Genomic DNA, 24,196 nt, shown 5'->3' with positions numbered 1-24,196 from the left:
CCTATGGCCTTCGCGGATCGGAACCCTTGCAAATTGCCTCGGCCGCCAGCCCCGGCACAGCGTTGTCCGACGCTGCCGGGCGACAATCCATGCGGCGGCGGCGCAGCGTGAGCAAAAGGCGGCGCAGTGAAACCATTCACCGTGCGCCGGCGTACGTCCGCCGGGTCCTCAACGATATCCCCACAGGAGTTTCTTACATGCTGCTCAGCAAACGCCCGATCCGCTCCCTGATGGCGGCCGCGATCGCGCTGGCCGCGGTTCCGGCCATGGCAGGCGAATCCCCGTATTCCAAGGCCGTGTTCTTCGGCGACAGCCTGACCGACGCCGGCTATTTCCGCCCGCTGCTGCCGGCCGATGTGCGTCCGGTCACCGGCCAGTTCACCACCAACCCGGGTTGGGTGTGGTCGCAGCAGGTCGCCAACTACTATGGCCTCAATGGCGCCGCCAACGGCAACGGCCAGAGCGGTGACAACTATGCAGTCGGCGGTGCCCGCGTGTCGGTGGACGAGGCCGGTGGCCTGGGCGTGATTCCGTCGCTGAAGTCGCAAGCAACCCGCTACCTTGCCGCGAACGGTGGCAAGGCTGACGGCAACGCCCTGTACACCGTATGGGGAGGCGCCAATGATCTGTTCGCGGCCACCCGTGCGGCGGCAGGTGGCGCGTCGCAGGCCCAGGTGCAGGGCATCATCGGCGCAGCGGTCACCGACCAGATCGCGCTGGTGGGTGCGCTGAAGCAGGCCGGCGCCCAGTACGTGCTGGTACCGAACCTGCCGGATGTGGGCATCACCCCACAGTTCCGCGGCCCCAATGCCGCCGCCGCCACCGCACTGTCGGCCGGCTACAACAAGGCCCTGTACGGTGGCCTGAAGCAGGCGGGCATCGAGTTCATTCCGCTCGATACCTTCAGCATCCTGCGTGAAGTGACCGCCAACCCGGGCATGTACGGTTTCACCAACGTCACCAGCACCGCCTGCAAGATCGATCCGGCCAACTCGACGCAGAGCATCCTGACCTGCAACCCGACCAGCTACGTCAGCCCGGATGCGGCCAACACCTACCTGTTCGCCGATGGCGTGCACCCGACCACCGCCGGCCATCAGCTGCTGGGCCAGTACGCAGTCTCGGTGCTGGAAGCGCCGCGCCTGCAGCAGGTGCTGAGCCACTCGGCGCAGACCATCGGCCGCTCGCGCGCCGACCAGGTCAGCATGCACCTGGGCGGTCGTCCGGCTGACGGCCTGTCCTGGTGGGGTGGCGTGCGGGGTGACCTGCAGCGCTACGACCACGCCGACCTGTACGACGGGCTGGCCCCGGCCGGCCTGTTCGGTATCGACTGGGCACGCGACGGCATGGTGTTCGGCGGCTTCGCCGGTTTCGGTCGCCTCAACGCCGACTTCGGCAACAACCGCGGCGACTTCACCCAGAAGGACACCTCGGCCGGTCTGTTCGCTGGCTGGTACGGCGACCGCATCTGGGTGAACGGTCAGGTCAGCTACACCTGGCTGTCCTATGACGTGAACCGCAAGGTCCAGCTCGGCCCGGCCACCCGTGAGCATGGTGGTTCGCCGGACGGCAGCAACCTGACCGCCGCCCTGAACGCCGGTTACGAGTTCGGCACCGAAGGCGGCTTCCGTCACGGCCCGATCGCTTCGGTGATCTGGCAGAAGGTGAAGATCGACGGTTACATCGAAAGCGCCGCGGCCGGCACGCTGGCCACCGCGCTGGGCTACGACCGCCAGAATGTCGATTCGACCGTCGGCCGCATCGGCTGGCAGGCCCGCTTCGATGGCGGCACCCTCAAGCCGTACGCGCAGGTGACCTACGACCACGAGTTCGAGGACACCAAGCAGGCCAGCGCCTGGCTGCAGACCCTGCCGGAACTGGGCAGCTACCGCGTGCCGGGCCTGAAGTTCGACAAGAACTACGCCACCGTCGTGCTGGGTGCCCGCACCGAACTGTTCGGCCTGCAGAGCAACTTCGGCCTGAGCGCGTCGACCGGCCAGAAGCGCGCGCAGGACGCCACCCTGTTCGCCAACTTCAGCGGCACGTTCTAAGCAGCAACCGCCGGGGGTCGGAGCCCTTTCCGCGAGGAAAGGGCTCTGACCCCTCGCGGATGCGGTGGCCGCCATTGCGCAACACCGGGCCAACCGCATAGACTTTCACCGCGCACTGCGGGCGTAGCTCAATGGTAGAGCTGTAGCTTCCCAAGCTACTGACGTGGGTTCGATTCCCATCGCCCGCTCCAATCAACACCGAGATCCGCGCTAAGTGTCTGGAGGCGCGAGGGTTTTTGGATTGGATAACGGCCTCTCAAACGACCTTCCTGGGTATCGTTTGAGGTATCGCCAAACATGCCAAAGCCATTGCTTTTGGCCAGACCAAGCGGGGTCTATGCCCGTTTTCTCGTCCCGAAAGACTTGCGAGCATTGGTTGGCTCGCGCTTCCTCGTTCGTCCGTTGCACGCTCCCTTCGGAGACGTGGCCAGGCTGGTCGCTGCCCGCATGGGCATGGCACTCTCTCAGGCATTCCAAGCATTGAGACAGGGGCAGGCGGTGGACATCGACGAGGTGTTACGCAGGGTGCGGCGGAATGGTGTTCAGCAGCTGATCTTGAAAGGGATCACGTTCCCCAACGGCGCGGGCGTGACTGAGGTGGAGATCAAAACGCCGGAAGACATGGCGTTCTGGCGCGAGACCCTCGAAAAGATGGCCAGCGCCGATCCAGTAGAAAGCATCGGCCTGCTTCCTGAGCATTTTCTGCTCAAGCAGCAGGAGGCGCATGCGAAGAGGGAGGCGACAGGTCGTTCGGTTGGACTGTCACTGTCTAAGGCCATCGAAAACCACCTGACGGATTTGACCAACGCGAAGTTGCAGCCAAAGACGGTTCTGGAGAGCCGTCACACGTTGCGGTTGTTTGCTGGCGTGGTAGGGGAAGATCTGCCTGTGTCCGAGCTTTCGCAAGATCACGTGCGCGAGTTCTTCAGCGCAATTCGATGGTGGCCTTCGAATGCATCCAAGCGGCCTGCTTACCGAGGAATGCCGGTGCTGGAGGTGATGGCCCTGGCAAAGACCAACGATGAGCCCGAGCCGGCCGCCTGGACCATCAAAAAGCACCGCCAGCGTCTGTCGGTGTTCTTTATCTCCTTGGTCGAGGCCAAGCGAGTGGAGGTCAATCCATTGGCAGGCGTTCGAGCGGTGGCGACCCCGGACGAAGAAGACAGGGGATCTCCCTTCACCGACAGCGAGTTGGGCGCCATTTTTGGAAGCGCGTTTGTTCCCTGGGCGTCGAAGTATCCGCATCGGTGGTTTGGTCCGATGCTCGGGCTCTACAGCGGTGCACGGGTCAACGAAGTGGCTCAGTTGCAAGTGGATGACATCGCAACGGTCGATGGCGTTCCCGGATTCTACGTCCGGGTGGTGGCCAGGGGCCAACGGATCAAGGGCAAGCATTCGCGCCGTTTTATTCCCTTGGCGCAACCCGTGCTGGAGGCCGGGTTCCTGGACTACGTGCAGGAGGCCAAGGCCGCAGGCCATGTGCAGTTGTTCCCCAATCTACCGAACAGCACCGGTCTGGGATTTGGCAGGCAGCTGTCGCGCCAGTTCTCCACCTACATCAAGCGGCAAGGCGTCGAGGAAAAGGGGCAGGGCTTTCACGGTTTTCGCCACACCTTGGCCGATCGCCTCGACGCCGCGGGTGCGTCGGCAGCGGCCATAGGCGCGGTCACCGGCCATGCTGCGGGGCAGACGGTTTTGGAGAAGCACTACATTCACCGCTCCACCCTGCCGGACCGCGTGGCGACGTTGGGCAAGTTCTCGCCTCCGGTTGTGTTGCCGCGCTATCAACCGGGGCAGTTTGACTTGGCGTTGCGCTCGGCCGAGCAGAAGCTGCGGGAAGTTGGTCGGCGCGGAGGAAAGAAAAAGGCCCCCAGGTGAGTGGGGGCCTTCCCGAAGCTGCACTGGAGCTTCTACTCACTTGCTGGCGTTGGCGGTGAGCAGAGCGGTTACCGCTCTACAAGCCCATGCTTACTCCAGCGGGCGAGGAGAGCGTTCCACGCCGCCTGAGAACGTCTCTAGCAGCCCTGCCGCTCGCTTGTCTGCTGACAACAGTTCAGCGGTGCCAAGTTTCGGACGATCCAGCAGTTCCGAGGCCCTTGAGTCACCCAGCAGGTAGGCAACCTTGAGATACGCGGCGCTATCCACCAAGGAGCCGTGGCTGGGGTCGTCGTAGTAGATCTTGGAAAGCCCGTAGTAGGCGAACAGGTTGCCTGATTTGGCTTGCTCATAGAGAAGCACGGAGCCTTCCGTGAATTTCCCGGCTTCCAAGGCAATTCTCTCCGCGTAGACAACGGCGGCCGGCCTATTACCAGACGCTGCCATCTCTTGGAGGGACTGCAGGCTGGCGGCATGCAACTTGGCGTTCTCCTGTTCAGAGGGATAGCCATGCTGAATCAACCACTGGGCCTCGGCTGGAGAGCGGGCGCTCAGTGGGCCGGCACTCGCACAGGACGGATCCACCGCAGGGCACAGCCTCTGCTGAACTTCAGCAGAGCGCTCGGCTGCGTTTGCGCCGGCGTTGGAGGATGGCGTGGGGCGTGGGGTCTCGCTTTTGGGTGTATGGTCGTCCCGCTGGGCTTTCTGTTCGGTCGTTTGAACGTCCGCTGCGGGGGGGGACTTATCCGCGCAAGCGGAAAGTGCGCAGGCAAGCATGGCCACGATTGCGAAGTTTTTCATGCGCTCACCTGTCAAGGAATTGAACATTGCTGTTGGTCCAGTTGCGTCCACCATGTTGAGCACTGGGCATCTTCAGAAACAAATTTCCATTTCTCTTTCAGGGATTTCTCCAGCTCAACCGCACCTGCCCCTTGCGGGGTGATGTACTCCTCCACGGGCACGCCGTAGCGACGTGCCCATTCTACGAAGGTCTCGACGAGGCCTGGTGCCCCCACCTCATCGTCTATCGCCTTAAGGATGCCGAGACAGTATGACTCAGGAATGGTGATGTTTATGCCCGCCCTGGTCGCGCTTGATGCTTGAAGCTGCTGTTCGCATGCATGCATAACCGCGTAGCGAAACTCCCCGGTTGCGCTGTTGAAGTCCTTTGTCAGGTTGGCGTAATTCTGGGTTTGGCGTTCCAGGGCGTCCTTCATGGAAGCCTGAGCGTTCGGATCAGGCGGCACGGTTCGACCAAACCCGTGAGTTCGGCCTTCGCTGAAGGAAATCGCCATCAGGACAGTAGACTTTGCCCCCCAAGAAGCGCCAGGCAAGCGATCTTTCGCGTAGCTGGCCCCCGACGGGAACGGGATGCGTGCAGGGCAGGAGGCGGGCTTCCTGGCAATGTGTTCTGCGCAAACCCGCTGTTTCCAAGTGTCTGCCGAGGGGGGGGAGGAACTGCCCCCACCACCACCTCCCTCGCCTGGATCGTAGCCCCCAATTCCGGGAACCGAAGGAGGATCCATGGGGGGGGTGTAGGGGGGGACGTAGGGAGGCGGTATCGCATCAACGGGGGGAAGGTTGGTCGTTCCTCGGTCGTTGGTGGTGTCGGCCATGCCTGATTGGGCTGCGAGCAACGACCCGCCCACGATCAGCGATATGCGAAGGATGTCGCGGATCTGGCGTTTGAGGTTCTGCGATGTGGAGATGTCTTCGGGAGTTAACGTCGGTTTGTTCTTCATGAATCACCATCAGTCCTTGGGGGCTTCAAAGCGGGCGATGCGAGCTTCTTGCACGTTCCAATGCATGTTTGAATGGCTTCTTCGAGGTCTCTTTTGGAGGGGAGGGGGGATGCGGCGTAGGTCGAGGCAATTCGCCGGGCAAGCGGTGGGGAGCAGTTCTCGCTGACGGCTTGCACGGCGCCTTCGTTCACGGCTCCTGTGAACAGCAGGGCGTCAATGGCCCTGCGATCGAGTTCTGTTCGTGCCTCTCGCCACGCGGAGGTCAGGGCGCGCGCCGCTGCCAACCACCGCTCCATCCTTGCGGGCTCGGGCGTGTGCTGCCCGGTGAGGGAGGCGTCGTTCCACGAAGCAACGGTTGCCAAGTTGTCAAACATTAGCCGCCAGCAAATGTAGAGCGGGAACAAACTGCGTTTGCGAGCGGCGAGCTTGATCAGCAAGGAACGTGTGATCCGTCCGTTCCCATCGGCCAATGGGTGGATCGTCAGCAGTTGATGCGCCAGCGCCTCGTCGAGGTGCTCGTTGCAGTTGGATTGGTGCTGGGAGAGGGTGGCCAGGAGATTGGCGAGCAGCGGATCGACGACCGTGACCGGTGGCAGCACGAGCACCGCCTCTTTGGGGCCTCGTCCTGCCACCCAGGCACGATCTGATCGAAGCGAAGGTGCCTGTAGGCCTGCTGCGGACGTCAGTGAGGCGATCAAGGCATCGGTTGTGCGCAGATCCGCTGGGCTCAGGGGCGCGATTGCCTTGTGGGCTTTTTCAACGGCGCTGACGGGCAGCAGGAAGTCCCCGTTGTAAGCTTGGGAGTGAACCCGATTCAGTCGTGACGAAAGCAGCAGGAGCGGGTGAAGGTCCGGTTCCAGGAGCTTTGGCTCGTAAGCCTGCCGCAGCTCAAATGCTTCGGAGCGCAGTGGTTGGGGTTGCGAAACCACGACGCCGTGGGTGCCCCAGATCTGTGCTTCGCCCGCTGATCGGATCAGGGGAGAAGGAATGTAGTGCAGTGTCACGGCGCGTTCCAGGCGAGTGAAGTCCAGCGCCTGAGCGTGCACTGCCGTTCGTTACAGTTGTCACCGTCTTGGATGGTTGTGAGTGGTGTGCTTCCCCACGAAAGCGATCGCAGCGCACGCTCAGCCGAGCTGCATGGTTCAAGGGGCGGGCGGGTGAAAGCGGAACTTGGGAAAAAAATTTCGCCCGATCTGCTTTTCGAAAACGGGAAAAGCGTGCACAAGCTTTTCCTTAAACCCCAATAGCTTTGCCAAAGCCCCCCCCTGCTTTGCCCTTCGGCTGTCGGGTCCCCTCCGTGTCCCCTCCAGCCGAAGGGCAAAGTCTCCCCATACCCCGCTGACTAAAGCGGTGGGGTGACTTGGCCCGTGCGTCGGTCCCGTGGCGGCGACCCCCAGCACTTCAGGGCGCGGTGATTCCCTAATCTGCACCGCTTCGACAGGTTCACGCGATCAGTCGCGCCGGGTCCGGGTCCTGTCACCCCCATGCGAGGGCGTCTCTCCGGTGTTGCTTTACTTTTCCCGTGCCCAGGCGCGTTTTTCCTGGGGCTTCTCCTAGCAACGAACCATTGGTAACGGGACCGCGAATGGGAGACGCTGCTGGGGCCAGATTGAGCACTCCCCAGTTACCATCGACATCTGCGTTACCTGGCTGGCGCGAGTTGCCGGGCCATACCGCGCCCTGTGTCCCCTCGCTTTAAAACCGGTGCACGCTGGTGATGGTCAATCCAAGCCCGCACTGGGCTCCCAGTATTGCATTGCGCACCGCCGGTCACTCCACCGGCACCGTGATACGGCTACCAACGGCCTTTGGGCTGGACAGACGGGGAGGAGAGAAGAGAGGGAGGCTTGCGGTCCATCCGAGGCTTGCTAGAGTGGCCTTGAGGGGCCAGTGCCTGGGCATGTCGTAGCTGTCACTACCTTGCTCGCCTCCGGGTCGTCCAACCCGGGGGCCATGAACTCAAAGTAAAACGCCCCGGAGCTTTGTCAAGCCCGGGGCGTTTTTTTAAAGTTTGGCTAAATGGGCGGCAGCTTCGCTACTTCATCTCTCTTTTCACGTAGCAAAGCAGCATGCGTGAATCTGTGAATCTCTATGATCTGAAGCGGGATCAAGGTCGACCTAATCAATGAAGCAAAAAACAAGCCGCAAACAAGTATTACTGCTGGCTGCCCCGCCTGCTCCCAGCGTGAAACAATCGCGGGAACAAGGAGAGCCATCACCAAACAGGTAAAGTGATTTATCAGTGTTCCGAACTGGTAAAGAAGAAGATAGTTCGCCTTAAGCGAAACATCTCGAAGTTCTGAGATAGACAGACTCTTAGCTACGTCAATCTTGCCAGTGAACAACATGGTCGCGATCATGAACCCGCTGAGAACTGAGGTTGCCGTAAGGACCGCTCTCCACAGATCTTTGTCCTTGGGATCAATCAGCCCGACTTGCAAGAGCACATACCCGATTGCCCCACCAGATATCAACGTTAAAGCATAAAAAGCGATCCTGGAGCGCTTGGCGGCCTTCGTCGGCAGTGCATCACGACGCGCAGCCGCCAGCGTTTCAGCAGCTGCTGAAACCTCGGGAGGCGTAAGATCTCGTAGGCTCACAGCGATACTCATAGGTCCGTGTTACGTGAATTTTCCGGTGTTATCAATAAGTTGGAAATTGTTCGCATTGGGTGTCACTAGGTGGGTCATATAATTCACCACCTCCGTCTCAATTTCTGTGACTGCTGGAACGCCTGGACGCACTTGCTGAACCTCGATCATCAACTTCTCTCGATACTTCTCAAGGTCGCCCAGTGACACGCCGTCCACAAATGTGACGGTTATCCCACTCAGGCCAGTTCCATCCTCACTTTCATTTACCAACTTTTCGACTTCGTCAACATCAAGCTCTTGGCCATCCAAAGCTTCGACAGTGGTGGTCACTCGCTTAAGCGCTCCCAAGCCCTTGGGAGTGATGAACGTCTCTAACGACTTGCCAAAGGTGTTCGGCTCAGCGACAAAGCCACTGTGAAGACGCGCCGTAACCTCCTTCACACCTCGATGCAACTTTGCCATTTCCTTGAACCCTAAGCTCGGCGCATCTTCCAGCCGCAAATTAGGGAATTTGGGCGATACGTGTCGACGAACAAGGTCGCGAATTGCATGGATCGCAAGGGGGCCACTGCCGGCAACCCGTGCAGTTTCAATCACAATTGCCTCGCCGAAAACAAGGATCGCGAAGCGCTCCACTACCTCTTTGGGAGTTCCGTCCTCGTCGACAATAGGCTCGGCAGATATGCGGGCTTTAATGTCATCAAGCACGGCTTGGTCTGGCGTGAGGCCTGCCACATATGAATAGGCATGAAAAAGTACTGCCTGCCCTTTCCTTTCCACGCGCTCAAAGAACACACACCTGTTGCCGGGCTTTATCTTTTCACGCTTAGGATAGTGACGATCCCAAACAGTGTTAGCAGCCGTGAAGACTGCATCCATTTGGAGGTGAAGATTGATGGCCGGAATGGCCGGATACCGCTGACCATCAATCTGAGCAACCTTCTTTACCAACAAGGTCCGGCGAATAAGCGCCATTTAACATCCCCCTGAATGCACAAGCGATCCTGCGAGTTTGCGCATTCTGACATGGCACGACGTTATGCGCCCATCTACCAGGTCGTCTCCGATGCCTAGGGACATGACGTAGATCGGACAAGGGTGAAGAACGTGCCCCCTGCTAGTGGTAGGGCCACGTGGAGCGGCACTAGCACCAACTCTGCCAGCGCAGTCAGGCCCCGCACTTGGGCCGGGCTGGGGAGGATATCGGCGAAGCCGCTTACCAGGAAGACCAGCATGTGGACGGCGATGACCCCGGCCCAAGTCCAAAGGAAGCCCCGCCAGAAGCCCCCACGGGGGAGCTCCTCTTCTGCGTGATGGGGGAAGGGCTGGCGGTTGATCCACGCCCGTCGTCGGTTGGCCCGATGGGTGATCCAGGAGAGGAAGGCCAGCACCAGCCAGGTGCCAATGCCTCCCAAGACCGCCAGCCACCCAAATGAGCTTCCGTTCTGGAGCATCTCCAAGCCACCACCGACGAAGACGAGACCGGCCCCTCCGAGAAGAACAGACGCGCAGCCCACGTTCGCGTAAGAGCTCATAGTCAGGGCCTGTGGGCGGTCCAAGTGCCATGGGACTTGCTGAAACGAACGGGCTCCACGATCGGGCGCACCAGTTCGGCGCCTGACACATTGAGGACGACCTCTCCTCCAAGGTCACAAACGACCCCCTCAGAGGGGGCGGCGTTGCGGCAGTTTGAAAGTGTGAAGTCCCGATAGCCGATCACGGTCATGGATCCACTGGAAACCTGAGTGAAGGTGGCCCCGATGGCAGTTTGAGCTTCTTCGACGGACGGCTGGTTGCTGCTGCATCCAGAAAGGCTCAACGCGGCAACAAGCGATGCGAGCACGGTGCGAACGGGCTTCATGATCAATTCCTTGGCAGTCCACCGGATGGCGGCATCTGCCATTTTGGCAGATGCGTGCCTTATCATGCCAGTCCGTGCAGACTAAGGAGCTGATCCATTGCCCGTCCCCCATGCCCGCTCCGTTGCCCGCAATCTCTGTCTTCGGCCTTCGCCTCCGTGCAGCGCGTCAGGCTGCCGGGTTGTCGCAGGTCGAACTGGGGGCGTTGATCGGCATGAATGAGAAATCGGCTTCGTCACGCCTGTCCCGCTACGAACGTGGGGAGCGAGAGCCCGACGGCGAAACCTTGGAGGCCCTAAGCAAGGCGCTTGGCGTGCCGCCGGCCTACTTCCACGCGAGCTCGGATGTGTTGGCGGAAGTCATTTTGTTGGTGGCCCGACTGCCCGTTGAGCGGCAAAAAGAGGTGTTGGGCCTCATCAAGGGATACACCGGCGACAGCGTCACACCCTGACAGGACGTGCATTTGCGTTCTTAGCGCGGTCCCGGCCGTCGAAGGTGCGGGGGCTCCCACCGCGGAGGCAGAATGCCGGTGTCCGCCCCAGGCTGCTTGCTTGGTGATTGCTCTGTTGCGGGCGACGGCGCCACAGGCGGCCACTGCTCTGGGAACCGGAAGTCCTTGGTGGGACGGGCCTTGTGGAACGCCTGCAGGAGGCGTTGGCGTTGGCGCTCGGCTTCTCGGGTGGTCTTTTCCTGGGTGCCGACGGCCAGGTGCTCGGCCTGTTTGGCGAGGATTACTTGCTCTTCAGTCAGTTTCACCGCGTCTTGCAGGTCCCGCAGGGTCCTGGGCGTCCAGCCCAGGCGCTGGGCGAGCTTGTCTTTGCCCTTCAACCCTGCTTCGCCTTGATCGCGGTAGTAGCGGGCATCGTGCCGGATCCGTCGGGCCTGCTTGAGGTCAGCCGCGGCTTGGTTTCGTACGACGAGGGCCAACTGGGCTTCTCCCTCGGCAGAGAGGTAGTCCCGGGCCAGCGAGCGGGGCAAGGGATCAGCATGGTTCTGAGCCCAAGCCAGGGCACGCCGGATCAGATCGGCCACGTCTTTTTCCACCTGAGCCAGCCATAGGTTGGCCAGGTGGGCCGCTTGTTCGCTTTCCCTCGTTCCATTACCGGTGACCCGAGTGTGGACTTGCGAAGGCAGTTTGGCCGCTGCCTCTTTCCCCCGGTGACTGATCACCCGAGTGGTCCTTTTGGGCAATGAGGATCTGGGTTGGAGGGAAGCGGGACGGACCTCACGTGCTGGAACGGCGCCATTGGCTTTGGGGGTGTTTGGAACCAGAAGGGCTTCGGTCGCAGCCTGCAACCGCTGAGCCCCTGCTTTGCGGCGTTCAACCAAGGCGCGCGCATGCAGGGCTTGTTCGTCCACGGCTGCCAATCGGCCTTCGGCGGCGGCCTTGGCTTTGATTTCCTCGAAGCGACGGGAGTGCTGGTTGAACCGCCGTTCCCCCGCCGTCTTCAAGCGATCGTTGCGCTTTGCACGAGGGAGGCGCTCCCCCCTTCGGCGGGCTTGGGTGACCGCCTTGCCTTCGTGCTGGGAGGGCAGACGGTCCAGCTTGGCGGCGGCGCAGAAATCGCCCGTTTCGATGGCGCTGCCTTGCTGGTCGCGCAGGCTGCGGTGGTCCACGCGTGCCGATTGGCAGGCAGCGCTCAGGGCATCGTTGATGCGCTCACCGATCAAGGCCCGCAGTGCTTTCAGCTCCTGAGCGCCTGCCTTGAACTCGTCCAAGATCCTGGCCGCGCTGTCGCCAAACCCGGTCGGACCCACTTGGCGAGGGGTCATGAGGATGTGCGCGTGGTAGTTCCGCTCATCGCCTCCCTTGTCCGGGGCGTGTAGAGCGATCTGCACGGCCACGCCGTAACGTTCCACCAACAGTTGGCCAACCTCCCGAGCCAGCACCCGGCGTTGTTCGGGGGTGAGTTCGTGGGGCAGAGCCATCAGCACCTCGCGCGCGACACGCGCGTTCTTCCGCGTCTCGTGTTCTTCAACCTTGGACCAGAGTTGGTGCGGATCCAGTGCCCACGCCGGCGCCTTAGTGGGGGCCAGCATGTCCACGGAAAGCACGCCGGTTTTGCGGCTGTAGCTGTGGCGTGCACCGCTGGGATCGTCCAGGTCGAGACCAGCCCGGTAAGCGGCGGCAGCGGTCGCGCTGTCGCCCTTCCCTCGGCTGAGACTTTTCACTTGAACGCTGTAGATCGCCACTGCCCAAAGCTCCGATGCACCGCAGCCCCCTATGGGGGCGAGGATTGGGGAGAAGGCGACGCGCAAGGCGTGGCGTTCGGGTGTCGGGGCGAAGCCCTGACCGCACGGTTTTGCGAAGCAAAACCATAAGTGCGCTATTGCTGGGTTGTTGGGGGCGAAATCGCCCCCTGCCAACTGCATAGAACCGGGCCGCTCGCTGCCGCTCGCCGGGCCCCCTTCTCAGGGTTACATGCACGTCAGAACTGTCAACTTTTTAGCCAAGAGCAAAAGCGATGCTCGCTAACCGCTCGCATCCACGGTGGGGCGGGCCCCCCTTGCGCTTCGCGCCATTTCTGGTTGCATGGATCAACGAAGCAAGAGCAAGCGTGCTGTGGGAAACGTTGAAAAGCAGAAACTGAAGTTGGAGCGGATGGTCGGGGCGCTGGCCAAGGAGCAAGCCAAGCTGCTGCTCGTCGAACGCGAAGAGCAACGCAAGCGCCGGCGTGCAGAACTGAAGCAACGCGAAGCGGATCGCCGTGCCGATGCCCACCGGAAGATCGAACTGGGTGGTCTGGTAATCGCTGCCGGGGTGGACAGTTGGGATCCGGCAGAAGTTGTCGGAGGATTGTTGGTTGTGAGCGAGCAGCTGTTGCTACAACCGACCCGACGAAATGCCCTGCGCGAGAAAGGCATCGCCCATTTGGAGGCGAGGGCTGCCACTCGAAGGGCAGGGCAATCATGACTTGGACGCCATTACACGAGGCCGTGGTCATGGGCGATGTTGCCGCGCTCAACGCTGCACTGGCCGCGACCATCTTTCCTGATCCGCGCGATCGCCACGGTCAGACACCGCTCCACTTCGCCGCCCATCTGGGAAACGTTGAGGCAGTGTCCGCGCTGTTGCTGGCCGGTGCTTCCCCGAATGCACGTGATCGCCATGCCCAGACCCCGCTTCACTTGGCAGCACGCTCAGATCACTTTGGGTCTTCCGGACCCGCCGCGGCGGCTCTGGCCGCGCTGGCCGATGGGCGCCCCTGGACGTCCGTTCACGCCACTAGGTTTCTGGATGCGTGGGAACGGCGTGACCCTGCCGCCACGTGTGCGACGCTCCTTGCCGCAGGCGCTGAGCCAAACGCCCCGAATTGCCGACACGAGACGCCGTTCGGTCTGGCTTACCCGCGAGCTTTGAAGGCTTTCCTCTCGGCGTGAATTGAGACGCGTTTGCGACATCCGCGGCTGCGGAGTGAATTGGCGTGTTTCTTTGTGAATTAACTATATCTGGTGTTGATTTTGTAATTTTTACACAAGATCATGGGTTTGGGCGGTCGTCGCCCAAAACCATTGTCGAGGTCGAAATGGGCAAGAATCAGCACGTGGTGAAGCGGCCGGATGGCTGGGCGGTGCGTGGCGAAGGCAACTCGCGCGATACCTCTCACCACCGGACCCAGGAAGAGGCAAGGCAGCATGCGCGTGAGATCGCCATCAACCAGCGCAGCGAAGTGGTGATCCACGACCGTCAGGGCCTTATCCGGGACAAGGACAGTTACGGGAACGACCCAAATCCTCCCAAGGGTTGATCAACAAGGCCGCCGTTTGGCGGCCTTGTCTTTTGCTGGAGCTTGGTTTGCCGACGGGGCAATGCGCACCCGAGCCATCCCCAGCAGTGGGAGCAAGTGGGACGCATTGCCCCGCTGCTTGCTGGCCCTTCTGCAAGCCTGTTAGGCTTCCAGGTATCGTTTGAGGTATCGTTTTTTTAGTCGAATGTTCCGGGGATTTTCTTATGGGACAGTCGGTTAGGTGGATTTGGGTTCGATTCCCATCGCCCGCTCCATCCTTCAAGACCGCGTCGCGTTTCCGCCGCGCAGGTTCCTTCAGACCGCCTCAGTACGCCGCGAACACCGCGGCCAACGCGTCCGCGTCCAGCACGCGTCCCTGGGTGCGATCATGCGTGTGCAGGTACCAGACCTCTTTCGGCTCCAAGTGCCGTGTCAGGTGCCACTGGTTTTCCCGGGCCAGAATATCCACCCGTCCCTGGCAGCCGAAGCAGAAGCGGGCCAGAGGCTTGATCGCGGCGGCCTTGCCATTGACGTTCAGGGTCAGTGCGGGGGCCGCGTAGGTTTTCAGTTCCCCGGATGACGGATTCTCGGTGATGGTGACCGTGTCCCGACGCAGCGTGGCCACCTGCGCCTGCACCAATGGTTGCAGCCACAGTTCGAGGGTGTCGAACAGCACATGCAGCGATTGGATCCAGTCCTGGTACTGCTTTTCGATGGCGGCGGCCCTGGCCTGCTCCGCGTGTGCGGATTGCTGCAGCTTCTGTGCAAGTTGCTCCATTTTCGACATCGGGATTTCCGCTTTGGGAGGAGCTTCCATGGTGATCGGCACGCTCGCCTGCTTCCAGCCGAAAGCGACATTTTCGTAGAACTCCTAGAGGCGCTGCGGAGGGGCGCGTAACGCTTCAAACTTTTCCCATGGGCAGGCCGGCACTGAGCAGCTAGCGTGAGCGGATACTGATCAGGAGCTGCCTTCCATGAATTGCCGGAACGACGTCGTCGAGCGCATCCATCGGATCTTTCTTTCAGCCGGCGTCGGCTCGAACAAGCAGCTTGAGGCCGTGCGCGCGCTCGGGCGTGCTGGTGGTCCCAAGGCCGCGAAACTGCTCGAGCAGATCTACCAGCAGGCGTTCAGCAATTCTGCCCTGCAGATGGCCTGCGTGGCGGCGCTGGGCGAAGCGGCCCGTGGCTTCCAGGCCAGTGCTGAACGGGACAGCTGAAGCTTCATCCACAACGCTCGAGATCGTCGGCGACGGGCATCATCCGCCCGCCACACGCCCGCGCTATGCTGCGCGCCTGCCGACCGATCCCTCCGCGATGAAGCTCGCCATCCTGTCCCGCAACAGCTCCCTGTATTCCACCCGTCGGCTGGTCGAGGCGGCGCGCGCGCGCGGCCATACCGTGCGCATCCTCGACCCGTTGCGCTGTTACATGCGCATCGCCGCCGATGGCTTTTCCATGCACTACAAAGGCCGGCCGATGACCGGCGTGGACATGGTCATTCCGCGCATCGGTGCCTCGATCACCCGCTACGGCACCGCCGTGCTGCGCCAGTTCGAACTGATGGGCGCACGCACGCCCAATCCGTCCGATGCCATCCTGCGTTCGCGCGACAAGCTGCGCGCGCACCAGCTGCTGGCGGCCAAGGGCATCGACATGCCGGTCACCGTGTTCGGCGACAACCCCGATGACACCGTCGATCTGCTGTCCATGCTCGGCCCGCCGCCGCATGTGGTGAAGCTCAATGAAGGCACCCAGGGTCGCGGCGTGATCCTGACCGAAAAGGCCAGTGCCTCGCGCGGCATTGTCGAAGCGCTGCGCGGCCTGTACGCCAACTTCCTGATGCAGGAATTCATCGGCGAGGCCAAGGGCGCCGACCTGCGCTGCTTCGTGGTGGGCGACCAGGTGGTGGCGTCGATGCAGCGGCAGGCGCCGGAGGGCGACTTCCGCTCCAACCTGCACGCCGGCGGCACCGCCGTTGCGGCCAAGGCCAGTCGCGCCGAGCAGCAGGTGGCGGTGCGTTCGGCCAAGGCGCTGGGCCTGTCGGTGTGCGGCGTGGACCTGATCCGCTCCGCGCGCGGCCCGCTGGTGCTGGAGGTCAACTCCACGCCGGGGCTGGAGGGCATCGAAGCGGCCTGCGGTGTGGACGTGGCCACACGCATCATCGAACACGTAGAGAAGGTCAAAAAACCCTGATTATTCATGGGGTTGAGATTCTCATGGGTAAATGAGCCAAGGCTTTAACGAGGCTTTAATCGGCGTCGGCGTAGGCTTCAGCGAACCGCAGCTCTGCCTCTCAGCAGGATCGGTATCGGGATACGACTTCAGGCCCAGGCGGGTGCACCGCCTGGGCCTTTTTTATGCCTGTCGGCTCTGTGCCCAAGGTCTCTTGTGGAGGCCGCGTGACGGTCGTAGAGTTGGCCCTTCGTTCCGGGATGGATCGGGAGGTTGGCGATGTACCGCATCATGACGATCGCGTTGCTGCTGGGCCTGTCTGGCGCTGTTGCCGCCAAGCCGGAGAAAGTCGCTGTACAGATGGACCGGCAGGGGTCGGTCGCCGAGCAGATGCGCCAGGTGGAAACCGCGCTGGCTGCCCCCGACTATGCCGAACTGTCTGCCGAGGATCGCGGCCAGGTGCAGCAGGCGCTGTCGCGTATCCGCCAGCACATGGGCGAACGCCAGACCGTGCAGGAGCTGCCGCCGCAGTTGCAGGCCGAGGTCTTCAACGAGCAGGAACGCATCAACACCCTGATGGCGCGTGGCCATGACGACAGCCGGCAGATCTGCAGGTACCAACGCACCACCGGCAGCAACATGCCCAGGAGCCGCTGCCTGACCGTGGCCGAACGGCGCCGGATCGAAGAGAAAGGCAAGGCGCTGATCAACGACCAGCGCAGCTACAACACGCTCAGCCCACCGCCCGCTGGGCGTTGACCGCACCGCCTTTCGGTCCACCGGGGTGCCGTAACGGCGTATCGGTGGCACCGCAGGGTCGATGTTCCACTCATGGAAGAACCTGGAGGTAACGATGCAGCGCATGACCCCCTTCGCCCTGATGCTGGGCCTGGCACTGGCCACCACTGCGCACGCCAAGCCCGATAAAGGGCAGGTGAAGTTCGACGCCAACGCGCCGGTGGCCGAACAGATCCGCAACGTTGAGACGGCGATCAACACCGAGGACTACAGCGAGATCGGGCTGGAAGACAAAAGCCGCGTACAGCAGGCGCTGGGCCGCATCAAGATCAAGATGGGCGACCACGAACGGGTGGAGCAGTTGAGCCCGCAGGACCGCACCGAGATCTTCAACGACCAGGAAGTGATCAACACGATCATGACCCGCGCCCATGCCGACAGCCGCATGGTCTGCCGCCGCGAGCGCACCACCGGCAGCAACATGCCGCAGAGCGTCTGCCTGACCGTGGCCCAGCGCCGCAAGGCGCAGGAAGACAGCCGCAAGGCCCTCAACGACAACCAGCGCTTCAACAACTACAAGCCGTAACCGTGGTTGGACCGGTCGCAGGCCGCCATCGGTCACCCTGCCGTGCGTCCCTTGTGGACGCATCGGCGGAACCGTAAAGTCGAGACCCTATTCATGGACGAACATGGAGCTCGTCATGTACCGCACCACTATGCTCGCTCTGATGCTGTCGCTCGGCCTGGTGGCCACCGTGCAGGCCAAGGCGCAGAAGGACACCGTGCAGATGGATTCCTTCACCCCGGTATCCGAACAGATCCGCCGGGTTGAAACGGCCATGGGCAGCGAGGACTACAGCGAGATCGGGCTGGAGGACAAGAGCCGCGTGCAGCAGGCGCTGAACCGGATCCGGATCAAGATGAATGGCCGCGAGAAGGTGGATGAGCTGGCCCCGCAGGAGCGCAACGACCTGTTCAACGAGCAGGAGATCGTCAACACCATCATGACCCGCGCCCAGGCCGACAGCCGCATGATCTGCCGCCGCGAGCGCCTGACCGGCAGCAACATGCCGACCAGCGTCTGCCTGACCGTGGCCCAGCGTCGCAAGGCCCAGGAAGACAGCCGCCAGGCGCTGACCGACCAGCAGCGCATCAGCCGCTGAGCGCTCGCCCCGGGGGCGTTTGCCGGTGTCGTCCCTTCGGTACGAAATGTTAAGAATGGAACCTGTATCGTTCAGCAGGTAGACGTCGCGTCCACCCGCACAGGGGCATCCTGAGCAGGTGGGCCTGGCCCCCCGACGACCCTTCAAGAACCAGAGGTCCCAGTGCGCATTCTCGTAATCGAAGACAACAGCGACATCGCCGCCAACCTTGGCGACTACCTTGAGGATCGTGGCCACACCGTGGACTTCGCCGCCGACGGCGTGACCGGCCTGCACCTGGCGGTGGTCCACGAGTTCGACGCCATCGTTCTGGACCTGAACCTGCCGGGCATGGACGGCATTGAAGTCTGCCGCAAGCTGCGCAACGAAGCGCGCAAGCAGACCCCCGTACTGATGCTGACCGCCCGCGACTCGCTGGACAACAAGCTGGCCGGTTTCGATTCCGGCGCCGACGACTACCTGATCAAGCCGTTCGCGCTGCAGGAAGTGGAAGTGCGCTTGAACGCGCTGTCGCGCCGGGGCAAAGGCGTGCAGACCCGCGTGCTGGAAACCGGCGATCTGGAATACAACCTGGACACGCTGGAAGTGCGCCGCCAGGGCAAGCTGCTGCAGCTCAACCCGACCGCGCTGAAGATCCTGCAGGCCCTGATGGAAGCCGCGCCGGCCGTGGTCACCCGCCAGGAGCTGGAAACCCGCGTCTGGGGCGAAGAGCTGCCCGACTCGGATTCTCTGCGTGTCCACATCCACGGCCTGCGTGCGGTGGTCGACAAGCCGTTTGAAGTGCCGCTGATCCAGACCCGCCATGGCATCGGATACCGCATCGCTACCCCGGAAGCCTGATTCCGTGGCAACCAAGGGGGAGCGCCGGCGTTCGCCGTATCGGCGGCGCCTGCGCAGCCGCATCATCGTCTCGTTCGTGTTGTTGGGCTTCTGCCTGACGACACTGTTCGCGTTCGCCACCAACTGGGCCCGCATGCGCGTGGAAAACCAGCTGGTGGAAGACGTGATGAACCGCAACATCAACGAGTACGTGCGGCGGTTCTACGAGAGCCCGGATCGCAACCCCGACCTGCCCGTGCAGCAGATGCGTGCGCGCCTGATCAAGCCTGACAAGTTCGAGGCGCTGCGCGAGGAAGAGCCGGACTGGTACGAGTTCAAGGATGGCCTGTACAACATGGGCGGCGTGGACGAGCGCGGCCAGCGCTATTCCTACAAGCTGGCCGTACGCAAGACGCCTGACGCCTGGGCATTCCTGGCCTACGACATGACCGACAGCGTGCGCGGTGGGCAGCAGCTCAACCGCGCGCTGGTGCTGTCGGTGCTGGTGTTCAGCCTGCTGTCGCTGGTGCTGGGCTGGTGGTCGGCATCGAAGGTGATGAAGCCGGTCTCGGACCTGGCCGCGCGGTTGCGCGCCTATCGCGGCGGCACCAGCGAGCCCGAGCCGCTGGCGCCACGTTTCCCCGATGACGAAGTGGGGCAACTGGCGCAGGCGCTGGATGATTATTCGTCGCGGCTGACCGAAGTGGTGCAGCGCGACCGTGAGTTCAACGCCGACGTCAGCCACGAGTTGCGCACGCCGCTGGCGGTGATCCGTGGCGCCACCGAGCTGCTGCTGACCCGGCCCGGCCTGGATGAGAAGGTGCTGCAGCGTCTGCAGCGCATCCAGCGTGCCGAACAGCAGTGCAGCGACCTGATCGGCGCGCTGCTGCTGCTGTCGCGCAACGAACGAGGGCAGGGCACCAGCAACGTCGCGCGCGTAGCCGAACAGCTGCTGGATGCCCACCGCGCACAGCTGGGCGGCAAGCCATTGGAACTGGCACTGGAAGGCGAGCGCAACCTGGTGATCGATGCGCCGGAAGCCGCATTGTCGGTGGCGCTGGGCAACTTGATCGGCAACGCGGTGAAGTACTCGCAGGATGGTGAGGTGCGCGTCTTTGTCGGCAGCAATTCGGTGTCGGTAACCGACAGCGGACCGGGCCTGAGCGAAGAGGATGCCGCCAAGCTGTTCCAGCGCGGCTATCGCGGCACGCACGCCGGCCATTCGCAGGGCGGTGGTATCGGCCTGTCGATCGTCAGCCGCCTGTGCGATCTGTATGGCTGGCAGGTCAGCGTGCGCCCCGGTGGCGAGCGCGGCGTAATCGCCACCCTGACATTCTCGCCGAAGCCGTTGTAAGGGGCTTTACCTTGGTGGGTGCTCCACGTTTGTAGAGCCGAGCCCGCGCTCGGCTGCGGTGGCTTCCCGGAGCCGAGCATTGGCCCGGCTCTACCGCGGGTTCGTGTTGCGCCCTGTGTCGCTAGTGCCATCGAAATAACTTCGCAGTCGTGATGGGCCAGAAGCCCAACACGACATCACCGTGATCGCCGCCACGCCGCGCGCGTGTCCGCATGCACGCATTCGTGCACCCAACTGCGGCTTGAGAATTTCCTTACAGATCACAGCGCTGCGTGATGGCCAGATGGGGCGGCCGGGGCAGGTGCCCTGGCCGGGATTGGCGTCCTGAAAAAAATCCAACATTCAGCAATCTTCAACTGACCCTCGGTCAGTCGTCGAAAATGCACCGCGTGCCTTGCTTCGGCGGGCGGTGCGTGGGGATTCATCAGAATCCGCTGGAGTCTTTTTGCTGAATGTCGGACCTCCGGTACGCCAACCCGCACCGTCCGCCACCTCGCAACCGCAGGTGGCTCGCCGTCTGCGAGGAGATTCATCATGTCCGCACGCCCCTTGTTCCCCCAGCTGCACGCCCTGATCGGCGAAGCCGCTGACCTGCTGCCCGCCGACGTCGCCGAGCGCATCGAAACCCTGCTCGATGATCCCAAGGATCTGCTGCCCGCGCTGCTGGCCCGCATGGACGGGCGCGATGCAGCCGACGGTCGACGGCTGGAAGCGGAGGGACTGAGCCCGGCACAGGCGGCCACCATGGCCGGCCTCAGCCGCACCCTGGCCGGCTTGAATGCACTCATGCAGGTGCTGCACGCCGCCGAAGCCGCCCGCGAGCAGGGCGGTGCCCATCAGCAGCTCAGCCCGGATGTCGTAGATGGATTGCTGCTTGGCGCACGAGAACTGGCCCGTTATGCCCGCCTGCAGCTGGAGTAGGCCCACGCCATGCGTGGATGCAGAACGCTTTGTAGAGCCGAGCCCATGCTCGGCTTGATGATCGCAGCCGAGCATGGGCTCGGCTCTGCAGCAATTCCACGCTGGCGCCGGGCAGATCGCCGCAATGCGTGGATGCGCTCCGGTAGTGCCGGCCGCTGGCCGGCAACCCGGCCTCAACTCCCAGCCAACCCCAGATAGCGCTCATGCAGCGCTTCCACCTGCGCCTGCAGATCCTCGGGGTGGCCATCGTTGACCACCACATCATCGGCCAGTGCCAACCGCTGCGCGCGGCTGGCCTGGGCGGCGATCATCTTGTCGGCCAGCGCGGCGTCGATGCCGTCGCGCTGCATCAGCCGGGCGTGCTGCACGGCTTCGGGCGCGTCCACCAGCAATACCCGGTCCAACCACGGGTAGGCCTGCCGCCCGCCGACCTCGGTCAGCAACGGAATGGCGGCAATCGCATAGGGGCTGGCGGCCTGCTCGCACTGCTGTTGCATCAGCAGGCGGATGGCCGGATGGGTGATGGCTTCCAATGCCACCCGCTCGGCCGGATCGGCGAATACATGGGCACGCAGGCGCGCCCGGTCCAGGCTGCCGTCCGCCTGCAGCATGTGGGCGCCGAAGCGCTCGGCGATGCGGCCCAAGGCGGGGCTGCCGGCAGCGACCACCGCGCGGGCGGCCAGGTCGGCGTCGGCCACCACGATGCCCAGCGCCTCGAAGCGCCGGGTCACCTCGCTCTTGCCGGCGGCAATGCCGCCGGTCAGGCCCACTACATACCGGCTCATGGGGATTCCCCTCAGCGCAGTCCGCTCAACACCAGGTACTGCTCGACCACGGGCGCGCCCCACATGAAGTACAGCCAGCCTGCGATGGCCAGGTAGGGGCCGAACGGGATCGGCGTGGCGCGGTCACGGCCCCGGGTGTACAGCCAGATCGAGCCGATGATGGCGCCCAGCACCGACGACAGCAGGATGATCGGCAGGATGCCCTTCAGCCCGCACCAGGCGCCGAGGGCGGCCAGCAGCTTGAAATCGCCGTGGCCCATGCCTTCCTTGCCGGTCAGCTGCTTGAATAGCCACCAGACCATCCACAGCGACAGATAGCCCACCGCCGCGCCGACCAAGGCAGGCTTGGCCGGCATATACAGGTTGTCGATGTTGCCTATCAGGCCCAGCCACATCAGTGGCAGGGTCAACTGGTCGGGCAGCAGCTGGGTGCGCAGGTCGATGCCGGACAGGGCGATCAGGAAGCAGGTCAGCACGATGGCGCCGAAGCCCTGCCAGCCGAAGCCGAACTGCCAGACGCAGGCCAGAACCAGCACTGAAGTCAGGGCCTCGACCAGCGGGTACTGCAGCGAGATTGGCGCCTTGCAGTGGCGGCACTTGCCGCCCTGGATGATCCAGCTGAACAGCGGGATGTTCTCGTACCAGCTCAGCTTGTGCTTGCAGTGCGGGCAGTGCGAGGGCTCGACCACGATCCCCGGTGGCGGGGGCTCGTAGAAGTCCGGTTCTTCCAGGACCTCGCGCGCATCGCGCTTCCACTGCCACTCCAGCCGCTTGGGCAGGCGCAGGATGACGACGTTGAGGAAACTGCCCAGCAGCAGCCCCAGGGCGGCCGCGGCGGGGTAGCCGAGGCCGGGATGCTGGTCGAGAAATGCCATTGCTTATCCTACCGCTCCTGCGAGCTTGAAGATCGGCAGGTACATGCCGATCACGATGCTGCCGACAATTCCGCCAATGATGACCATGATGAAAGGTTCAAGCAGACTGCTCAATGCGTCCACGGCGTTGTTGACTTCCTGCTCATAGTACTCGGCGACCTTGAACAGCATGGCGTCCAGAGCACCGGCCTCCTCGCCGATGCCGGTCATCTGGATGACCATATGAGGAAATAGGTTCAGCTGCTTCATGGCCATGTTCACGGGATAGCCGACCGACACGTCGTCACGCATCCGCAGTACGGACTCTTCGTAGACCTTGTTGCCGGTCGCGCCGGCGACAATGCCCAACGCCTCCACCAAGGGCACGCCGGCCTTGAAGGTCACTGCAGTGGTACGTGCAAAGCGGGCAATTGAGCTGTTGTGCATGATCTGGCCGATCACTGGCACCCTCAGGATCAATCGGTCCATCGTGTGTTGCAGCTTCGGAGAGCGCTTGTAGGCTGCGATGAAGCCAACTATCGCCCCCACAAAAGTGAACAGGATCAGCCACCACCAAGACACCAAGAAGCGAGAAACGCCAACAATCAGCTGGGTGAAAGCGGGCAATTCGGCTCCGAAGCCTTTGAAGACATCTTCGAATTGAGGGACCACCCAGACAAGTAGGATGCCACTGACCAGGATGGCGACTGCCATGACCATGATCGGATAAAACAGCGCCTTCTTGATCTTGCCCTTGAGTGTTTCGATGTTCTCCTTGTAGTTGGCCACAGTGTCAAGCACGGTCTCCAATACGCCAGCGCCTTCGCCCGCGCGGACCAGGTTGCGATACAGTTCGTCGAACTGCACTGGATGTCTGCTGATCGCCTCATATAGGGATGAGCCGCCCTCGATATCGGCGCGGATCGTTCCGATCATCCTCTTCATCCGAAGGTTCTTGTGCCCTTCGCCAATGATCTCGAGTGAAGAGACGATAGGCACACCTGACTTCATCATGGTTGCCATCTGGCGACTGAAGAAGGCAATGTCCTTCGGCGTAATCCTGCTGCCTGTGCTGCCGAAAATAGGCTTTGGCTTCGCCTTCACCGCTTTGGGCGTGATGCCCTGGCGTCTCAATTCTGCGCGCAACAGATTGGCGTTCTTTGCCATCTGCTCGCCTTTCATCTTCACACCCCGCTTGTCGGTCCCCTCCCATACAAACGGCTGCAGTTCCGTGGTGCTGCGCGCCACGGGTTCTTTCTTCATTGCACTGCCACTGACAGACATATCGGCTCCCCAAGACCCGCCATCCCCAGGCGGGTGTCTAGCTCAAGATGGTAGCCGGTTCAGGGCCGTCTGGGCAGCGGGAGAATGGCGGGCTGTGCGATTTCGTGCCGGCCGCTGACCAAAGGTGACGCACTGCGTCACATTGCCGCCTCCATCGCAGATTGGAGTACGGGGGGTTCCCATCCGCGAAATTGCTGCCATCATTGGCGCGGGGAAATCCAGGGGGAGGCGTGCCGGGGTTGGCACGCAACCTGCGT

At 62.6% G+C, this 24,196-nt stretch carries 24 protein-coding genes and 1 tRNA gene; 14 read left to right on the top strand and 11 right to left on the bottom strand.

Features of this window, described 5'->3' with window-relative positions:
* Positions 1-197 precede the first annotated feature (197 nt).
* The 3 genes from ROV93_RS19500 to ROV93_RS19490 all read left to right on the top strand — a co-directional run bounded on the left by ROV93_RS19500 (position 198) and on the right by ROV93_RS19490 (position 3,929).
* Positions 198-2,051 carry an autotransporter domain-containing protein gene (locus tag ROV93_RS19500; RefSeq protein ID WP_312540962.1) on the top strand — a complete coding sequence of 618 codons (1,854 nt, stop codon included), beginning with the start codon at positions 198-200 and terminating at the stop codon, positions 2,049-2,051.
* A 117-nt stretch (positions 2,052-2,168) separates the two neighbouring features.
* Positions 2,169-2,242: transfer RNA gene (locus ROV93_RS19495), tRNA-Gly, on the top strand.
* 106 nt (positions 2,243-2,348) lie between these two features.
* Positions 2,349-3,929, top strand: a complete 1,581-nt coding sequence (locus tag ROV93_RS19490) for a site-specific integrase (protein ID WP_099476067.1) — start codon at positions 2,349-2,351, stop codon at positions 3,927-3,929.
* 90 nt (positions 3,930-4,019) lie between these two features.
* Here the strand turns inward: ROV93_RS19490 and ROV93_RS19485 are convergent, their stop codons facing one another.
* From ROV93_RS19485 to ROV93_RS19460, 6 genes are all read right to left on the bottom strand, one after another.
* On the bottom strand, positions 4,020-4,754 hold the full coding sequence (locus ROV93_RS19485; protein ID WP_143570068.1) for a hypothetical protein: 735 nt from the start codon (positions 4,752-4,754) through the stop codon (positions 4,020-4,022).
* Entirely contained in the window at positions 4,739-5,668 is a 930-nt protein-coding gene (locus ROV93_RS19480; RefSeq protein ID WP_188250283.1) for a hypothetical protein, read from the bottom strand. Before ROV93_RS19480 ends, ROV93_RS19485 begins: the two co-directional genes overlap by 16 nt.
* The gene (locus ROV93_RS19475) at positions 5,665-6,672 is read right to left on the bottom strand and encodes a Fic family protein (RefSeq protein ID WP_158490954.1); all 1,008 of its coding nucleotides are present in this window, start codon (positions 6,670-6,672) and stop codon (positions 5,665-5,667) included. Before ROV93_RS19475 ends, ROV93_RS19480 begins: the two co-directional genes overlap by 4 nt.
* Positions 6,673-7,683: 1,011 nt before the next feature.
* Positions 7,684-8,280 carry a hypothetical protein gene (locus tag ROV93_RS19470; RefSeq protein ID WP_143570043.1) on the bottom strand — a complete coding sequence of 199 codons (597 nt, stop codon included), beginning with the start codon at positions 8,278-8,280 and terminating at the stop codon, positions 7,684-7,686.
* Between the two features lie 9 nt (positions 8,281-8,289).
* Complete coding sequence (locus ROV93_RS19465; protein ID WP_099475863.1) at positions 8,290-9,237, bottom strand: hypothetical protein; 948 nt, start codon at positions 9,235-9,237, stop codon at positions 8,290-8,292.
* Between the two features lie 562 nt (positions 9,238-9,799).
* Positions 9,800-10,123 carry a hypothetical protein gene (locus tag ROV93_RS19460; RefSeq protein ID WP_224328466.1) on the bottom strand — a complete coding sequence of 108 codons (324 nt, stop codon included), beginning with the start codon at positions 10,121-10,123 and terminating at the stop codon, positions 9,800-9,802.
* A gap of 110 nt (positions 10,124-10,233) precedes the next feature.
* Here ROV93_RS19460 and ROV93_RS19455 point away from each other — a divergent pair, with 110 nt between their 5' ends.
* Positions 10,234-10,572, top strand: coding sequence for a helix-turn-helix transcriptional regulator (locus ROV93_RS19455; protein WP_099475866.1), 339 nt, complete (start codon positions 10,234-10,236; stop codon positions 10,570-10,572).
* A gap of 20 nt (positions 10,573-10,592) precedes the next feature.
* Here the strand turns inward: ROV93_RS19455 and ROV93_RS19450 are convergent, their stop codons facing one another.
* Positions 10,593-12,314, bottom strand: a complete 1,722-nt coding sequence (locus ROV93_RS19450; RefSeq protein WP_099475867.1) for a MobA/MobL family protein — start codon at positions 12,312-12,314, stop codon at positions 10,593-10,595.
* A 340-nt stretch (positions 12,315-12,654) separates the two neighbouring features.
* Between ROV93_RS19450 and ROV93_RS19445 the strand changes: the two genes are divergently transcribed.
* Together ROV93_RS19445 and ROV93_RS19440 are read left to right on the top strand one after the other, a co-directional pair.
* Complete coding sequence (locus ROV93_RS19445) at positions 12,655-13,035, top strand: conjugal transfer protein TraD (RefSeq protein ID WP_231298785.1); 381 nt, start codon at positions 12,655-12,657, stop codon at positions 13,033-13,035.
* A gap of 613 nt (positions 13,036-13,648) precedes the next feature.
* Positions 13,649-13,870, top strand: coding sequence for a DUF2188 domain-containing protein (locus tag ROV93_RS19440; protein WP_010481480.1), 222 nt, complete (start codon positions 13,649-13,651; stop codon positions 13,868-13,870).
* Between the two features lie 304 nt (positions 13,871-14,174).
* Here the strand turns inward: ROV93_RS19440 and ROV93_RS19435 are convergent, their stop codons facing one another.
* Positions 14,175-14,678: a hypothetical protein gene (locus ROV93_RS19435; RefSeq protein ID WP_141653572.1), complete on the bottom strand. Its 504-nt coding sequence runs from the start codon at positions 14,676-14,678 to the stop codon at positions 14,175-14,177.
* Between the two features lie 145 nt (positions 14,679-14,823).
* Here ROV93_RS19435 and ROV93_RS19430 point away from each other — a divergent pair, with 145 nt between their 5' ends.
* The 8 genes from ROV93_RS19430 to ROV93_RS19395 all read left to right on the top strand — a co-directional run bounded on the left by ROV93_RS19430 (position 14,824) and on the right by ROV93_RS19395 (position 21,016).
* Entirely contained in the window at positions 14,824-15,066 is a 243-nt protein-coding gene (locus ROV93_RS19430) for a hypothetical protein (RefSeq protein WP_061479300.1), read from the top strand.
* 97 nt (positions 15,067-15,163) lie between these two features.
* Positions 15,164-16,042, top strand: coding sequence for a 30S ribosomal protein S6--L-glutamate ligase (gene rimK / locus ROV93_RS19425; protein ID WP_057494737.1), 879 nt, complete (start codon positions 15,164-15,166; stop codon positions 16,040-16,042).
* A gap of 258 nt (positions 16,043-16,300) precedes the next feature.
* On the top strand, positions 16,301-16,780 hold the full coding sequence (locus ROV93_RS19420) for a hypothetical protein (protein WP_072167637.1): 480 nt from the start codon (positions 16,301-16,303) through the stop codon (positions 16,778-16,780).
* A gap of 94 nt (positions 16,781-16,874) precedes the next feature.
* Complete coding sequence (locus ROV93_RS19415; protein WP_072167638.1) at positions 16,875-17,345, top strand: hypothetical protein; 471 nt, start codon at positions 16,875-16,877, stop codon at positions 17,343-17,345.
* Positions 17,346-17,460: 115 nt separating this feature from the next.
* A complete protein-coding gene (locus ROV93_RS19410; RefSeq protein ID WP_072167639.1) occupies positions 17,461-17,922 on the top strand; it encodes a hypothetical protein in 462 nt (153 codons plus the stop codon).
* A 162-nt stretch (positions 17,923-18,084) separates the two neighbouring features.
* Positions 18,085-18,762: a response regulator transcription factor gene (locus ROV93_RS19405; protein WP_005410804.1), complete on the top strand. Its 678-nt coding sequence runs from the start codon at positions 18,085-18,087 to the stop codon at positions 18,760-18,762.
* Positions 18,725-20,095, top strand: coding sequence for a HAMP domain-containing sensor histidine kinase (locus ROV93_RS19400; RefSeq protein ID WP_053499207.1), 1,371 nt, complete (start codon positions 18,725-18,727; stop codon positions 20,093-20,095). Before ROV93_RS19405 ends, ROV93_RS19400 begins: the two co-directional genes overlap by 38 nt.
* 534 nt (positions 20,096-20,629) lie before the next feature.
* Positions 20,630-21,016: a hypothetical protein gene (locus ROV93_RS19395; RefSeq protein WP_072167640.1), complete on the top strand. Its 387-nt coding sequence runs from the start codon at positions 20,630-20,632 to the stop codon at positions 21,014-21,016.
* A gap of 173 nt (positions 21,017-21,189) precedes the next feature.
* On the opposite strand, the gene coaE is transcribed toward ROV93_RS19395, so the two are convergent.
* The 3 genes from coaE to ROV93_RS19380 are packed head-to-tail and all read right to left on the bottom strand — an operon-like array spanning position 21,190 to position 23,939.
* Complete coding sequence (gene coaE / locus ROV93_RS19390; RefSeq protein WP_180890577.1) at positions 21,190-21,801, bottom strand: dephospho-CoA kinase; 612 nt, start codon at positions 21,799-21,801, stop codon at positions 21,190-21,192.
* An 11-nt stretch (positions 21,802-21,812) separates the two neighbouring features.
* A complete protein-coding gene (locus tag ROV93_RS19385; protein ID WP_005418626.1) occupies positions 21,813-22,676 on the bottom strand; it encodes an A24 family peptidase in 864 nt (287 codons plus the stop codon).
* A gap of 3 nt (positions 22,677-22,679) precedes the next feature.
* A complete protein-coding gene (locus ROV93_RS19380; RefSeq protein ID WP_049416954.1) occupies positions 22,680-23,939 on the bottom strand; it encodes a type II secretion system F family protein in 1,260 nt (419 codons plus the stop codon).
* Between the last annotated feature and the right edge of the window lie 257 nt (positions 23,940-24,196).

The organism is Stenotrophomonas maltophilia group sp. msm4 (genome assembly GCF_032025605.1).
In the GTDB taxonomy this organism is placed as follows: domain Bacteria; phylum Pseudomonadota; class Gammaproteobacteria; order Xanthomonadales; family Xanthomonadaceae; genus Stenotrophomonas; species Stenotrophomonas sepilia.
The sequence above is the reverse complement of the archived record's forward strand: the minus strand, read 5'-3'. Positions and strand labels throughout refer to the sequence as shown.

Coding starts and splice junctions, on each gene's coding strand:
- ROV93_RS19465 (WP_099475863.1), bottom strand. CDS start 9,237: ATGGCGCTTATTCGCCGGACCTTGTTGGTAAAGAAGGTTGCTCAGATT.
- ROV93_RS19415 (WP_072167638.1), top strand. CDS start 16,875: ATGCAGCGCATGACCCCCTTCGCCCTGATGCTGGGCCTGGCACTGGCC.
- ROV93_RS19400 (WP_053499207.1), top strand. CDS start 18,725: ATGGCATCGGATACCGCATCGCTACCCCGGAAGCCTGATTCCGTGGCA.
- ROV93_RS19460 (WP_224328466.1), bottom strand. CDS start 10,123: ATGAAGCCCGTTCGCACCGTGCTCGCATCGCTTGTTGCCGCGTTGAGC.
- ROV93_RS19500 (WP_312540962.1), top strand. CDS start 198: ATGCTGCTCAGCAAACGCCCGATCCGCTCCCTGATGGCGGCCGCGATC.
- ROV93_RS19485 (WP_143570068.1), bottom strand. CDS start 4,754: ATGTTCAATTCCTTGACAGGTGAGCGCATGAAAAACTTCGCAATCGTG.
- ROV93_RS19440 (WP_010481480.1), top strand. CDS start 13,649: ATGGGCAAGAATCAGCACGTGGTGAAGCGGCCGGATGGCTGGGCGGTG.
- ROV93_RS19410 (WP_072167639.1), top strand. CDS start 17,461: ATGTACCGCACCACTATGCTCGCTCTGATGCTGTCGCTCGGCCTGGTG.
- ROV93_RS19395 (WP_072167640.1), top strand. CDS start 20,630: ATGTCCGCACGCCCCTTGTTCCCCCAGCTGCACGCCCTGATCGGCGAA.
- ROV93_RS19490 (WP_099476067.1), top strand. CDS start 2,349: ATGCCAAAGCCATTGCTTTTGGCCAGACCAAGCGGGGTCTATGCCCGT.
- ROV93_RS19480 (WP_188250283.1), bottom strand. CDS start 5,668: ATGAAGAACAAACCGACGTTAACTCCCGAAGACATCTCCACATCGCAG.
- ROV93_RS19420 (WP_072167637.1), top strand. CDS start 16,301: ATGTACCGCATCATGACGATCGCGTTGCTGCTGGGCCTGTCTGGCGCT.
- ROV93_RS19380 (WP_049416954.1), bottom strand. CDS start 23,939: ATGTCTGTCAGTGGCAGTGCAATGAAGAAAGAACCCGTGGCGCGCAGC.
- coaE (WP_180890577.1), bottom strand. CDS start 21,801: ATGAGCCGGTATGTAGTGGGCCTGACCGGCGGCATTGCCGCCGGCAAG.
- rimK (WP_057494737.1), top strand. CDS start 15,164: ATGAAGCTCGCCATCCTGTCCCGCAACAGCTCCCTGTATTCCACCCGT.
- ROV93_RS19430 (WP_061479300.1), top strand. CDS start 14,824: ATGAATTGCCGGAACGACGTCGTCGAGCGCATCCATCGGATCTTTCTT.
- ROV93_RS19470 (WP_143570043.1), bottom strand. CDS start 8,280: ATGAGTATCGCTGTGAGCCTACGAGATCTTACGCCTCCCGAGGTTTCA.
- ROV93_RS19385 (WP_005418626.1), bottom strand. CDS start 22,676: ATGGCATTTCTCGACCAGCATCCCGGCCTCGGCTACCCCGCCGCGGCC.
- ROV93_RS19455 (WP_099475866.1), top strand. CDS start 10,234: ATGCCCGCTCCGTTGCCCGCAATCTCTGTCTTCGGCCTTCGCCTCCGT.
- ROV93_RS19445 (WP_231298785.1), top strand. CDS start 12,655: ATGGATCAACGAAGCAAGAGCAAGCGTGCTGTGGGAAACGTTGAAAAG.